Origin of the sequence: Streptococcus sp. HF-1907 (genome assembly GCF_015594605.1) — a bacterium.
Classification (GTDB): Bacteria; Bacillota; Bacilli; order Lactobacillales; family Streptococcaceae; genus Streptococcus.
Window position 1 is genome coordinate 50,250 of sequence record NZ_JADNQT010000012.1, and the last position, 13,685, is coordinate 63,934.

The window sequence follows — 13,685 nt, forward strand, 5'->3', positions numbered from 1 at the left end:
CTATTCTGCATCCTTCTGATATTGTGGCAAGAAGGTTTCCATCAAGAATGAAGTATCGTAATCACCAGCGATAACGTGTTGATCAGAAATCAAATCCATCTGAAAATCAGCGTTAGTGACAACACCATCAATATCCAGCTCATAAAGCGCACGTTGCATTTTCATCAAGGCATCAAAACGATTTTCCCCATGAACAATAATCTTAGCGATCATTGAATCATAATAAGGCGGAATCGTATAGCCAGGGTAAACAGCTGAATCCACACGCAAACCAACACCCCCACTTGGAAGGTAAAGATTACTAATCTTACCAGGGCTTGGCGCAAAGTTAAAGGCTGGATTTTCAGCATTGATACGGCATTCAATCGCATGCCCCGTCAAATGAATGTCATCCTGTGTGACAGGAAGAGCTTGCCCAGCAGCAATACGGATTTGCTCTTTGACAATATCAACACCAGTCACAAATTCCGTAACAGGATGCTCCACCTGCACACGCGTATTCATTTCCATAAAGTAGAACTGACCACTGGCTTCGTCCAAAAGAAATTCAATGGTACCAGCGTTTTCATAATTCACAGCCTTAGCTGCGCGAACTGCTGCATCACCAATCTTTTGACGGAGGGTTGTTCCGATAGCCACAGATGGACTTTCTTCAAGAACCTTTTGGTTATTACGTTGAAGAGAGCAATCACGTTCGCCAAGATGGATAATATTGCCATAGCTGTCGCCCAGAATCTGAACTTCGATATGGCGAGCAGGATAAATGACCTTCTCAATGTACATGGCACCGTTACCAAAAGCAGCTAGCGCCTCCTGAGAAGCTGATTCAAAGGCAGAAACCAAATCTTCACGACGTTCGACCTTACGAATGCCTTTGCCACCGCCTCCAGCAGAGGCTTTGAGCATGACAGGGTAACCAATTTTCTCAGCTACTTCGAGAGCTTCATCGGCGGTCATGACTTCACCATCCGAACCAGGAATAACGGGAACATTGGCCTTAATCATTTCGGCGCGAGCATTGATTTTATCTCCCATCTTATCCATGACAGCCCCAGAAGGACCGATGAATTTAAGGTGCATTTCTTCACACATGGTAGCGAATTTTGAGTTTTCACTCAAGAAACCAAAACCAGGATGAATAGCTTCCGAACCTGTTACAATAGCAGCTGACAAGACAGCACTCATATTGAGGTAAGAATCAGTTGACTTAGCAGGACCAACACAGATAGCCTCATCTGCTAAAATTGTGTGCAAGGATTCTTTGTCTGCTTCAGAATAGATGGCAACCGTAGAAATTCCCAATTCACGCGCTGCTCGAATAATCCGCACCGCAATTTCACCACGATTGGCAATCAATAATTTTTTAAACATATCTGACGCTTCTCTCCTTCTAAATAGTTCTCAGCCCTAGCTACCAAGTGCAAATGTTAGCGTTCCGCTAGCTGCCAATTTGCCATCCACTTCAGCTTTAGCTTCAACGACAGCAATGGTTCCACGACGTTTGACAAATTTAGCTGTCATGACTAACTGGTCCCCAGGAACAACTTGTTTCTTAAATTTAACCTTGTCCATACCAGCGTAGAAAACCAATTTCCCTTTGTTTTCTTCTTTTGATAGTTCCAAAACACCTGCGGTCTGTGCCAGAGCTTCCATGATAAGGACGCCCGGCATGACTGGGTATTGCGGAAAATGACCTTGGAAAAATGGCTCATTGATTGTGACATTTTTAATGGCTACAATTTCATCTTCAGACATTTCCAATACACGGTCCACCAAAAGCATTGGGTAACGATGTGGCAAAGCCTCTTTAATTGCATTTATATCGATCATTTGATACGCACCAATCCTTTACCATACTCAATAACTTCTTCATTCGAAACAAGAATTTCTGTAATGACGCCATCTCGTGGGGCAGGCACTTCATTCATGACTTTCATAGCCTCAATAATCATCAAGGTTTGTCCTTTTTTCACACTATCACCCACAGAGACAAAAGCTGGCTTATCAGGCGACGGTGACAAGTAAGCCACACCCACAAGCGGACTTTCGACAAGCTCACCTTCAGCCACTTCTGGCGTTTTTTCTTCTTCTGGAAGTATAGCTGGCGCTGGAATTTGCACTGGTTGTGTCTTTTCTACCGCGACTGGAGCTGGCGTTTGAGCTGGCGCCTTGGCTTCATTTTTACTGAAGCTCAATTCTTCACCAGCATTGCGATAAGAAAATTCACGAAGACTAGATTGGTCAAACTGAGCCATCAAGTCTTTAATTTCAGAAATATTCATGCTTAGACCTCCCAACGTTTGAAGGCAACAACCGCATTATGACCACCAAAACCGAAAGTATTTGAGATAGCATATTCTACATCTGCTTCAAGCCCTTGTCCCATAATGACATTCGCTTCAATATCTTCAGACAATTCTTTTGTACCAGCAGTCATTGGAAGGTAGCTATGACGAATAGCTTCGATAGTAGCAATTGCCTCAACCGCGCCAGCCGCACCAAGAAGGTGACCGGTAAATGATTTAGTTGAAGAAACTGGAACGTCTTTACCAAGAACAGAAACAATGGCCTTACTTTCACCTTTTTCATTAGCTTGTGTAGAGGTACCGTGTGCATTGACATAGCCGACTTGTGAAGGTTCAATACCAGCTTCCTTGATTGCCAACTTGATTGCTTTAGCCGCACCAGAACCGTCTGGAGTTGGTGTCGTCATGTGGTAGGCATCACAGTTGCCTCCGTAACCGACAATTTCAGCCAAGATATTGGCACCGCGTTTTTGAGCGTGTTCAAGACTTTCAAGGATAAGAACCCCCGCACCTTCACCCATGACAAAACCATTACGGTCCTTATCAAACGGAATAGCAGCGCGAGCTGGATCTTCTGTTGTTGACAAAGCAGTCAAGGCATTGAAACCACCGATACCAATTTTAGTGATTGAAGCTTCCGAACCACCAGCCAAGATGACATCATGGTGACCGTATTTAATCTCACGGAAGGCTTCACCAATAGCATCATTTGCTGATGCACAAGCTGTTGTAATGGATTTACATATCCCTTGAGCACCAATTTTAAGCGCAATATTTCCAGCTCCCATATTTGAAAGAGCTTTTGGAATGAACATTGGTTGGATACGTTTCATACCACGCTCATGCATACGGATAATTTGGTCTTCCAATTCTTGAAGACCACCGATACCAGATGACACGATAACACCAGTACGGTCACGATCAACAGTATCCATGTCTAAGTCAGCATTTTCAAGAGCATCCATGGCAGCATAGATGGCATACAAAGAATACATGTCCATACGATTTTTGTCTTTTTTGACAAAGTATTTATCAAATGGGAAATCTTGAATTTCACCGGCATTTTTTACAGGAATTTCTGATGTATCAAATTTTGTGATTGGTTTAATACCGATACGACCATTTTCAAGGTTATTCCAGAATTCTTCTGGCGTGTTACCAATTGGGGAAGTCACTCCATAACCTGTGACGACTACACGATTAAATGACATAATTGTCTCCTTTTTGCGGGATTTTTTCTTTCAATAACTGTTTTACATTGACATGCCGCCATCAAGAGCGACAACTTGTCCTGTAAGGTATTCTTGTTGAGCAAGGAATGCAACCAAACTTGCAACCTCTTCTGGTTTACCAGCGCGCTTCATTGGAATTTGCGCTATCATGGCTTCTTTCATTTTTTCTGGAATAGCATCTGACATATCCGATTCAATCAAACCAGGGGCAACCACATTGACACGAACGTTACGAGCTGCAACTTCACGTGCTACTGATTTGGTAAAACCAATCAGTCCTGCTTTGGAGGCAGCATAGTTAGCTTGACCAATATTACCATTCAAACCAACAACACTTGAGATATTGATAATGGCTCCTTGACGCGCTTTAGTCATAGCTTTCAAGACTGATTGGGTCATGTTGAAGCTACCGATTAAATTAATTTTAAGAACACGTTCAAAATCTTCCTCAGTCATCTTGAGCATCAATTTGTCATTAGTAATCCCAGCGTTATTAACAAGAATATCAATGCTACCAAGCGTTTCTGTTGCCTCAGCAATCATACGCTTAGCATCTTCGTAGCTTGAAACATCACCAGAAATACCAACAGCTTTGACATCATAAGCTGCAAATTCTGATAGCAATTCATCTGAAATCGCAGAGCGACCGTTTAAGACGATATTGGCACCCAGACGAGCAAATTCATGTGCAATGGCAAGACCAATGCCTCGTGTTGAACCAGTGATAAACACATTTTTATTTTGAATTTCCATGACTCTCCCCCTCTCTTAATTCAGTGCTTCAAAATCAGCTTTTGTTTCAACTGACAAGACTGGAATTGTCTTATCAATCTTCTCGATAAAACCTGACAAGACTTTTCCCGGACCAATTTCAATAACATCAGTCATACCAAGTTCCTTCATTTTCTCAATAGAATCATCAAAACGAACGGGCTCCATGACTTGTCTAGCCAAGAGACTTTTGACATCAGATAAAGCCATCACGTCAGCTTCGGTATTGCCGATAAGCGGACAAGAAAATTCTTTAAATGAAATCTTATCTAGCACTTCTGCCAAAGCTTGGCTAGCAGGCGCTAGCAAGGCTGTGTGAAAAGGACCTGAAACTTTCAAAGGAACCAAACGCTTGACACCAGCTTCTTTCAATAATTCAACTGCAGCATTAACTGCATCAACTTCACCACCAATGACCACTTGACCAGGTGTGTTGAAATTCGCAGGACTGACAATTCCCTTGTGAGATGCCTTTTGACAGGCTTCGTTGATAACATCTCGATTAGTAGTTAAAACGGCAACCATTTTCCCACTACCAGCAGGCGCAGCATTTTCCATCAGTTCACCACGTTTAACAACAAGGGCAACCGCATCTTCAAAAGCAAGAGCACCTGAGGCAACCAAAGCAGAATATTCTCCTAATGAAAGCCCAGCTACCATGTCTGGCTTATAGCCTTTCGCAGCTAACAAGCGGTAAATAGCAACTGATGTTGTTAAAATAGCTGGCTGCGTATATTTGGTTTGATTAAGTTTTTCTTCATCATGATCAATCAGGTCACGTAAATCATAACCTAAAACACGACTAGCAGTATCAAAAGTTTCTTTTACAATAGGGTAGTTATCATACAAATCCCTTACCATGCCAAGTTTTTGAGCACCTTGACCAGCAAATAAAAATGCAGTTTTTGTCATTCTATCCTCCAACACACTTGACCCTGTAAGCCAAGTCTTCGTTATTTACAGACTGGTAATCCTACAATTAGTCAGCCCAGCGTTTTGCCTCAGCTAAGATAACATCACGCGCACCATAATATAAATCTTCCAAAATTTCTGCGCAGGTTTCTTCCTTACGAACAAGACCTGCAATTTGTCCTGCCATAACGGAACCATTAACAACATCACCGTCAACAACCGCATTACGAAGGGCACCAGCACCGAGTACTTCAATTTCTTCAGCTGATTTTTTACCTGCTAAGAAATCTTTTTCTGCTTGATTATATTGTGAAGCCAATTTATTTTTAATAGCACGAACAGGGTGTCCAACAACTGAAGCTGATACCACTGTATCAATATCTTTGGCTTTCAAGATTTTATCTTTAAAGTTTTGGTGAGCATTTGACTCTTTGGCAACTACAAAGCGTGTCCCAACTTGAATAGCTTCCGCTCCAAGCATAAAGACCGCAGCTGCACCACGACCATCAGCAACACCACCAGCACCGATTACTGGAATTGAAACAGCATCAACCACTTGACGAACAAGTGTCATTGTAGTCAACTTACCAATATGCCCACCAGCTTCCATACCTTCAGCGATAACAGCATCTGCACCGAGTTTTTCCATACGTTTTGCAAGAGCAACACTTGGCACAACCGGAATGACAGTAATACCTGCTTCATGAAAACGTTCCATGTATTTCCCTGGATTACCAGCTCCTGTTGTGACAACTTTAACACCTTCTTCAATCACAAGGTCAACAATATCATCAACAAACGGTGATAACAACATGATATTAACACCAAAAGGTTTGTCAGTGATTGACTTTACTCTGTCAATATTTGCTTTTACAACCTCTTTAGGGGCATTACCACCACCAATGATACCCAGACCACCAGCATTTGACACAGCACCAGCCAAGTCACCATCAGCAACCCAAGCCATTCCACCTTGGAAAATTGGATATTTAATGTTCAATAATTTTGTAATACGACTTTTCATTTGTAACTTCCTAATATAATCTTGTTGATAATTTGATAATCAAACTATTAACATAAGAAGAAAGAGTGGGGTTCATTCTCTCAGAACTCACACCCACCCCGCAACGCAATGTTAATTATGACTAAAACCAATGGCTATCATCGTTCATTAACGATTGCGACATAGTTGGGTTCTAGTTTGAACCTCACACTTTCCCAAGTGTTCTTATTTTGTTTTTTCTTCAACGTAAGCAACCAAGTCACCTACAGTATTGATACCTTCTTCAGTCTCGATTTGGATATCGAAAGCATCTTCGATTTCTGAAATAACTTGGAAGACATCAAGTGAGTCTGCATCAAGTTCATCAAAAGTAGTTTCCAAAGTTACTTCTTCAGCTTCTTTACCAAGTTCTTCTACGATAATTTCTTGTACTTTTTCAAATACTGCCATTTTTTGTCTCCTTAAAAATAAATATGTTTTATAAATGTGACAAGCACATGATATAACTAAATTTTAACAATTAGACTGCCCCATGTCAAACCTCCGCCGAAACCAGCAAGTAAGACCGTCTGAGAACCGTCTAAATGAATTATCCCCTTGTCAACCGATTCCGACAATAAGATTGGAATGCTAGCTGCGCTGGTATTGCCATAAGCCATCATATTAGCTAAAAATTTCTCACGGGGAATATCAATTTTTTTAGCCATCTTATCAAGAATCCGACTATTAGCCTGATGCAATAACAGATAATCTAAATGTTCAACACCAATTTTTGAATCTTCAATAAGCTGGGCAATACTTTTTGAAACATCACGAATCGTAAAATCAAAAATAGCACGGCCATCCATCTTCAAAAACTTGTCGTCTGACATTTGATCTGAAAATGGCGATTGCAAGCCAACAACACCAGATGATAAACCACCACGGCTACCATCAGCATTCATGGATTCTGCTAAGAAATGTTGCTCACTTGTTGCTTCAATTAAGACACCTCCAGCACCATCGCCAAACAATACAGCTGTACGACGGTCTGACCAATCCAAGGTCTTAGATAAGGTTTCTGCACCAATGACCATTCCTTTACGGTATTGCCCTGAAGCAATGAATTTTTCTGCCGTTGATAGAGCAAAAACAAATCCACTACAAGCTGCAGACAAATCAAAGACAAAGGCATTCTTAGCGCCAATCTTCGCTTGGACTCTAGCCGCTGTCGATGGCATCATAGAATCAGGTGTGATTGTAGCTACAATGATAAAATCAATCTCATCTGCACCAATTCCAGACTTATCAAGCAATTGCTGAGCAACTTGACCAGCTAAATCAGAAGTCATTTCCGACTGGCTAATACGGCGTTGCTTAATACCTGTTCTCGAACTAATCCATTCGTCGTTGGTATCCATAATCGTCGATAAATCATCATTCGTAATCACCTGTGAAGGAGCATAATGTGCAACTTGGCTAATCTTTGCAAATCCCATTAAACAAGTTCCTCCAAAAATTGATGAAGATTGCTCAACCCACGTGTTAAAACATCAATATCCTCTTCGCATAAATCCTCTACAATGTGATCAACCATTGATTTATGGAATTTAGCATGAAGACGGTTAAGTAATCTACCTCGCTTCGTCAAACTTAAATGAACCACACGACGATCCAATTTTGAACGCGTTCGGACAACATAACCTTTTGTCTCGAGTTTATTGAGACTAGTCGTAACTGTCCCTAATGTCAACATCAACTCACGAGCAACATCGCTGGGAGTTACATTAGGTTGTTTACCAATAATCTCGATTGTGTGCATTTCTTTCAAGGAAACATCACTAAATTGACTAGACTTTAAACTCATCTCCTCAATGATCATAATTCTATTAAAAATATCAACAAGATATTCGTTAATTTGACTATATTCCAAGAAATCACCCCTCATCATAAACTTTGACAATCAAATTGTATCAGATGTCAAAGTTTTACGCAAGGGTTTTTAGGAAATAATTTGATCTTCAAATTATTTACCCGAAAATTTAGGACGTCGTCTCTCAGTGTGAGCACAGACTCCTTCTTTGAAATCTTCGGTAAAAGCTAAACTCTTTTGCAAGTTCAATTCAAGATCAGCATAATCTTCCCATTCGGTGAAAGAACTTTGCCAAATCAATTCCTTAATGACTTTATAAGAATTGATTGAGTGACGTTTCAACCGTTTCACCAATTGTTGCAGTGTACGCTCCAATTTTTCAGCCTCGCAAACCTTGTAAACAATACCATACTCCAAAGCTTTTTCAGCAGATAAACTTTCACCTGTCATTGATAGTTGAGTCGCACGATTGGCACCAATAGCATGACTTAGCAAGTACAAACCACCCGCGTCTGGAGCCAAACCAACACCCACAAAGGCTTGAATGAATTTAGTTTTATCAGAAGCAATGACAAAATCGGAAGCAACAGTAATATTAGCCGCGGCACCTGCCACAGGACCATCAGCTACCAAAATAACAGGCTTAGGTAATTTTTTGATAGCAAATGAAATCTTATTAACCAATTCCGCAATCTTAACCAAAGATTCGACATTGTCATCATCAACGGCATGTTGCATTTCTACTAAATCTCCACCAACAGAGAAAATTTTCCCTTCGGCTTTTATGACTAACAACTGCACATCTCCCTCACCAGCTAAAGACATGGCTTGCAGTATCTCTTGACACATCGGAATATTAAAGCCATTCGCCACTTCTGGACGATTTAAAGTCAAGGTCGCAACATTATCCTCAACTCGGTAAATAATATTTTCAAATTCCACCATTAATTCTCCTATAAAAATCTATCACTGTCAATAAATAGTTTGATATTCAAATTATTTTAATGATACATAGTTTAACATAATTTTCCAAAATATACCAATAAAATCAGCGATATTTATGATACAATTTGATGTCATTTTACTTTAACAATCAAAGTATTAATCATAAAAAGCAACATCAAAGAAATTTTGATGCCACTTTTTCATACTTCTATTAAATATCTGTGAGGACTTGCCTAAGGGAAGAAAGCATACGACTAGCTTTCTTTTGGTTCATTCCAAATTTATGATCTTCGATTGCCCAAACCTCCACATCAGCAGAAACTCCAGCCTGAATTCCCTTTTCGCTATCCTCGATGATTAAGGCTTCGTCGTTAGCAACTTCTAACAATTTCAAAGCTTGTTGATAAATAGCTGGGTGTGGTTTACTTTCTTCAAATTGCTCTCCAGACAAAATAATATCGAAGAAATCGATTAGATCTGTCTCTGTTAAAGCACGGTGAATGTCTGCCAAATTCGAACTAGAAGCCACTGCAATCTTGTAACCTTGAACCTTTAATTGCTTAACTACATCAGCCGTATCCTCAAACATCAGCTCTTTATAAGGGAGAGGATGCTCAGTTTTGTAAGTATTATAGTCCTTCTGTAGCTGCTCAATATCCCATTTATCATAGTCATCTCGCAATACAGCCTGCCACACTTGCTTCATATTACCGCCTATAAAAAAGCTATAAGGTAAATGCTCAATGCCAATACCTCTATCTGCTAAAAATTTTTTCCGACGATCATAATAAAATGTCTCCGTATCAAATAAGACACCATCCATATCAAAAATAATTGCTTTAAACTTACTCATTTTTCCATTATACAACCTTTTTCACCTAAAAACTACTGACAAATTTTCTGAATTTTGCTATAATTGATTTAAAATTCAAAAAATTGGAGCAACTATGAAAGTTATTAAATTTGGAGGCAGCTCACTGGCTTCTGCTGAACAATTAAAAAAAGTCTTAAATATCGTCAAATCAGATTATGAACGACGCTTTGTTGTCGTTTCTGCCCCAGGAAAACGTAACCCTGAAGATACCAAAGTAACCGATGCCCTAATCCAATACTATCAAAACTACACTTCAGGAAATAATGTCACTGAAAATCAAAATTGGATTATCGAGCGTTACCAATCAATCATTGAAGAACTTGGACTCAATCGCACCATTCTTGACAATATTGCTAAAGCAATCAAAAGTCTAGCAACATTACCAATTGAAAACAATGATTTTCTTTACGACACATTTCTCGCTGCCGGTGAAGATAATAATGCTAAATTAGTTGCTGCCTTCTTCAGCAAAATGGATGTTCCAGCACGCTATATCCATCCTAAAGAAGCCGGTTTAATTGTTAGTAGCGAACCAGGAAATGCTCGTATTCTACCTAGTAGTTACGATAAATTAGAAAATTTAAATAACTACAGCGACGTACTTGTTATTCCTGGTTTTTTTGGGGTAACAGTTGACAATCAAATCTGTACTTTTTCGCGTGGTGGTTCAGACATTACAGGTTCAATCGTTGCCGCAGGGATCAAGGCTGACCTATATGAAAACTTTACAGACGTTAATGGTATATTTGCAGCGCACCCTGGTGTTGTAGAAAAACCACATTCAATTCCTGAGCTAACTTATAAAGAGATGCGTGAACTATCCTATGCTGGGTTCTCAGTTCTCCACGACGAAGCACTCATCCCAGCATACCGTGGTAAAATCCCATTAGTTATCAAAAATACAAACAACCCTGAGCATCCAGGGACTAAAATTATCTTGGAACACACAGGAAAAGACATTCCAGTAATCGGTATCGCCGCAGACAATGACTTTGTCAGCATCAATATGTCTAAATATCTGATGAACCGTGAAGTTGGTTTTGGTCGTAAGGTCCTACAAATTCTTGAAGATCTCAACATTCGCTTTGAACATATGCCAACAGGGATTGATGATATGTCTATTGTCATGAGAGGCCGTGAGTTGACACCAATTAAAGAACAAGAGATTATTAGCCAACTAACTCGAAAACTAGAAGTCGACCATGTCGAAATTCAACGAGACCTTTCTATCATTATGATTGTTGGTGAAAACATGAAGAGTCACGTCGGAGTTTCTGCAATCGCCACAAAAGCACTATCAGAAAATCATATCAACTTAACCATGATTTCACAAGGATCTAGCGAAGTATCAATCATGTTCGTCATTGATAGTAAAGATGAGAAAAAAGCTGTCAGAGCTCTGTATAATGCCTATTTCAGAAAATAATATTTCAAAATAAAATATCGAATAAGTACACTATTAAAAGACCTGCCTCCTGTATTAAACAGAAGACAGTTTTTTTAATCCCGTTGATAATGAGTTCAAAATCGAGATACAAAGCTAATAATACAGGTAATATTTTTTAGGCTCTATAATTTCTGTAGTGGGTAAATCTACTGCGGAGATTATGGAGCTTTTTCAGTATATCAAAAAAGCTCCATAAGACTTATAATGAAAAGCGACCAAACCATCATTAGGAAGACCTTATGGAACAACTTAAGAATACCACAGAACTCATCGGATTAAAAGACAAAAATATCAAAATTAAGACTGTTTTTAAGGCTAATACTCATATCTTGATTGAGGCTAGCCTAGACTATCAGCCTCCACTCTGCCCTCACTGCAAAAGTCAGATGAGCAAGTATGACCTTCAACGAGCCTCTACTATTCCAATCCTTGACGTCCAAGGCATGCCAACGGTCCTCAAACTCAAGAAGCGACGCTTTCAATGTAAGGGCTATCGCCGTGTGACAGTTTCTGAGACCAGCTTAGTCAAGAAGCATTGCCAAATCTCGAAGCCTGTCCGGCAGAAAATCACACAATACCATACCGAAAAGTTAACTAATACTGCCATCGCTAAGAGACTCCACCTTTCAGTATCTCTTGTCCAACGTCAGCTGGAAGCTTTCACCTTCAAGGAAGACTTTACTCATCTTCCTGAGGTTCTATCAGTAGATGAATTTTTTCGGAACAAGGGACAACTGGCCTTCATCGCTCAAGATTTTGAGACCAGAAAGATTGTCACTCTCCTTGAAAACAACCGACAAACCACCATCAAAAACTACTTTTAACGCTATCCTAGAACTGTTCGTGAGGCGGTTAAAGCCGTTACCGTGGACATATCTGGGTCTTATATTCCAATCCTAAGACCCTTCGCTCTCCTATTTTTAGGCTCAGGCTGAAACAGTCTCTCACCAGACTGTTTCACTCCCCAAAGCTAAAATCGTGCTCGACCGCTTCCATATTGTCCAACACCTTGGCAGAGCTATGATGAGCACTCGAATTACCATCATGAAGAGCTTTGATAAAAAGTCTCTCCCTTATCGAGCCATGAAGAATCACTGGAGAATCCTGCAAAAGGACAATCGCAAACTCTCTGACAAACGCTTTTATTCACGAACCTTTAGGCAAACCTTGACTCCAAAAGGAATTGTTAAGAAAATTCTAGATTTATCGGAGGAGCTCCGCTATTACTATGAGCTGTATCAACTCTTATTATTCCATTTTCAAGAGAAGAATACCGACCATTTTATGGCACTGATTGACGACAACCTTCCCTTTGTCAATCCTATATTTACCGCTGTCTTTAAGACCTTCAAGAAATACAAATCCTACATCGCAAATGCCCTAGAACTCCCCTATTCTAACGCTAAGCTAGACGCCGCTAACAAACTCATCAAGGACATTAAGCGTCAAGCTTTCGGATTTCGAAACTTCAAGAACATTAAAACAAAAATTCTCATCGCTTTGAACATCAAAATAGAGAGAACCAATCTGATTCTCTCTAGATGTTAGTGATAAGTCACCCACTTTTTACCATTCACTATTTTAAGACTATAAATAAAAATTCCAGCTAATCTTTTAAATAAAAAAACTGGAATTTCATTTTATTTACAGGTACAATACTAATACCTAAATTCTTAAACAATAGTCCGTACGGGATTCGAACCCGTGTTACCGCCGTGAAAAGGCGGTGTCTTAACCCCTTGACCAACGGACCATTCTATATGGGCACGAGTGGACTCGAACCACATATAAAAATAAAGATGCCGGCTACATGACTTGAACACGCGACCCTCTGATTACAAATCAGATGCTCTACCAACTGAGCTAAGCCGGCTATTAAGTTATGCGGGTGAAGGGACTTGAACCCCCACGCCGTTAAGCGCCAGATCCTAAATCTGGTGCGTCTGCCAATTCCGCCACACCCGCAAATAATGACCCGTACTGGGCTCGAACCAGTGACCCATTGATTAAAAGTCAATTGCTCTACCAACTGAGCTAACGAGTCTTAAGTCTTTCAACTTAACGGTCCCGACGGGAATCGAACCCGCGATCTTCGCCGTGACAGGGCGACGTGATAACCGCTACACTACGGGACCTATATGGGAGTTAACGGGATCGAACCGCTGACCCTCTGCTTGTAAGGCAGATGCTCTCCCAGCTGAGCTAAACTCCCCTTTGCTAAGCGACTTCCCTATCTAACAGGGGGCAACCCCCAACTACATCAGGCGTACTAGGGCTTAACTACTGTGTTCGGCATGGGAACAGGTGTATCTCCTAGGCTATCGTCACTTAACTACGAGTATT

13 protein-coding genes, 6 tRNA genes, 1 rRNA gene and 1 pseudogene are annotated in these 13,685 nt (G+C 40.4%); 2 read left to right on the top strand and 19 right to left on the bottom strand.

Translation table 11 applies throughout. The features are described from left to right. The 12 genes from IYQ92_RS07340 to IYQ92_RS07395 all read right to left on the bottom strand — a co-directional run bounded on the left by IYQ92_RS07340 (position 1) and on the right by IYQ92_RS07395 (position 9,874). A complete protein-coding gene (locus IYQ92_RS07340; RefSeq protein ID WP_195676061.1) occupies positions 1-1,371 on the bottom strand; it encodes an acetyl-CoA carboxylase biotin carboxylase subunit in 1,371 nt (456 codons plus the stop codon). Positions 1,372-1,407: 36 nt separating this feature from the next. After that, on the bottom strand, positions 1,408-1,830 hold the full coding sequence (fabZ, locus tag IYQ92_RS07345; RefSeq protein ID WP_195676062.1) for a 3-hydroxyacyl-ACP dehydratase FabZ: 423 nt from the start codon (positions 1,828-1,830) through the stop codon (positions 1,408-1,410). Then, positions 1,827-2,282, bottom strand: a complete 456-nt coding sequence (gene accB, locus IYQ92_RS07350; RefSeq protein WP_195676063.1) for an acetyl-CoA carboxylase biotin carboxyl carrier protein — start codon at positions 2,280-2,282, stop codon at positions 1,827-1,829. The genes fabZ and accB overlap by 4 nt, the downstream gene beginning before the upstream one ends. 2 nt (positions 2,283-2,284) lie before the next feature. After that, the gene (gene fabF, locus IYQ92_RS07355) at positions 2,285-3,517 is read right to left on the bottom strand and encodes a beta-ketoacyl-ACP synthase II (protein WP_195676064.1); all 1,233 of its coding nucleotides are present in this window, start codon (positions 3,515-3,517) and stop codon (positions 2,285-2,287) included. A 42-nt stretch (positions 3,518-3,559) separates the two neighbouring features. Beyond that, entirely contained in the window at positions 3,560-4,291 is a 732-nt protein-coding gene (gene fabG / locus IYQ92_RS07360; protein WP_195676065.1) for a 3-oxoacyl-[acyl-carrier-protein] reductase, read from the bottom strand. 15 nt (positions 4,292-4,306) lie between these two features. Next, complete coding sequence (gene fabD, locus IYQ92_RS07365) at positions 4,307-5,221, bottom strand: ACP S-malonyltransferase (RefSeq protein WP_195676066.1); 915 nt, start codon at positions 5,219-5,221, stop codon at positions 4,307-4,309. A gap of 67 nt (positions 5,222-5,288) precedes the next feature. Further along, complete coding sequence (gene fabK, locus IYQ92_RS07370; protein ID WP_324253072.1) at positions 5,289-6,260, bottom strand: enoyl-[acyl-carrier-protein] reductase FabK; 972 nt, start codon at positions 6,258-6,260, stop codon at positions 5,289-5,291. A gap of 189 nt (positions 6,261-6,449) precedes the next feature. Further along, entirely contained in the window at positions 6,450-6,674 is a 225-nt protein-coding gene (locus tag IYQ92_RS07375; protein ID WP_195676068.1) for an acyl carrier protein, read from the bottom strand. A 56-nt stretch (positions 6,675-6,730) separates the two neighbouring features. Next, positions 6,731-7,702 (bottom strand): beta-ketoacyl-ACP synthase III, encoded by a 972-nt coding sequence (locus IYQ92_RS07380; RefSeq protein WP_195676069.1) that lies wholly within the window; start codon positions 7,700-7,702, stop codon positions 6,731-6,733. Then, positions 7,702-8,136 carry a MarR family winged helix-turn-helix transcriptional regulator gene (locus IYQ92_RS07385; protein ID WP_195676076.1) on the bottom strand — a complete coding sequence of 145 codons (435 nt, stop codon included), beginning with the start codon at positions 8,134-8,136 and terminating at the stop codon, positions 7,702-7,704. The genes IYQ92_RS07380 and IYQ92_RS07385 overlap by 1 nt, the downstream gene beginning before the upstream one ends. A gap of 93 nt (positions 8,137-8,229) precedes the next feature. Continuing rightward, positions 8,230-9,018 (bottom strand): enoyl-CoA hydratase, encoded by a 789-nt coding sequence (locus IYQ92_RS07390; RefSeq protein ID WP_195676077.1) that lies wholly within the window; start codon positions 9,016-9,018, stop codon positions 8,230-8,232. Positions 9,019-9,232: 214 nt separating this feature from the next. After that, positions 9,233-9,874, bottom strand: a complete 642-nt coding sequence (locus tag IYQ92_RS07395; RefSeq protein WP_195676070.1) for an HAD family hydrolase — start codon at positions 9,872-9,874, stop codon at positions 9,233-9,235. Positions 9,875-9,968: 94 nt separating this feature from the next. On the opposite strand from IYQ92_RS07395, the gene IYQ92_RS07400 reads away from it, so the two are divergent. After that, positions 9,969-11,321 (top strand): aspartate kinase, encoded by a 1,353-nt coding sequence (locus IYQ92_RS07400; RefSeq protein WP_195676071.1) that lies wholly within the window; start codon positions 9,969-9,971, stop codon positions 11,319-11,321. Positions 11,322-11,581: 260 nt separating this feature from the next. Further along, a pseudogene (locus IYQ92_RS07405) lies at positions 11,582-12,890 on the top strand (transposase). Between the two features lie 133 nt (positions 12,891-13,023). On the opposite strand, the gene IYQ92_RS07410 reads toward IYQ92_RS07405, so the two are convergent. The 7 genes from IYQ92_RS07410 to rrf all read right to left on the bottom strand — a co-directional run bounded on the left by IYQ92_RS07410 (position 13,024) and on the right by rrf (position 13,674). Continuing rightward, a tRNA-Glu gene (locus IYQ92_RS07410) sits at positions 13,024-13,095 on the bottom strand. A 47-nt stretch (positions 13,096-13,142) separates the two neighbouring features. Then, positions 13,143-13,215 (bottom strand) — tRNA-Thr (locus IYQ92_RS07415). 10 nt (positions 13,216-13,225) lie between these two features. Further along, a tRNA-Leu gene (locus tag IYQ92_RS07420) sits at positions 13,226-13,307 on the bottom strand. A 6-nt stretch (positions 13,308-13,313) separates the two neighbouring features. Next, positions 13,314-13,386, bottom strand: a tRNA-Lys gene (locus IYQ92_RS07425). An 18-nt stretch (positions 13,387-13,404) separates the two neighbouring features. Beyond that, a tRNA-Asp gene (locus IYQ92_RS07430) sits at positions 13,405-13,477 on the bottom strand. A 4-nt stretch (positions 13,478-13,481) separates the two neighbouring features. Beyond that, positions 13,482-13,554: transfer RNA gene (locus IYQ92_RS07435), tRNA-Val, on the bottom strand. A gap of 4 nt (positions 13,555-13,558) precedes the next feature. Next, positions 13,559-13,674, bottom strand: a 5S ribosomal RNA gene (gene rrf / locus IYQ92_RS07440). Positions 13,675-13,685 lie beyond the last annotated feature (11 nt).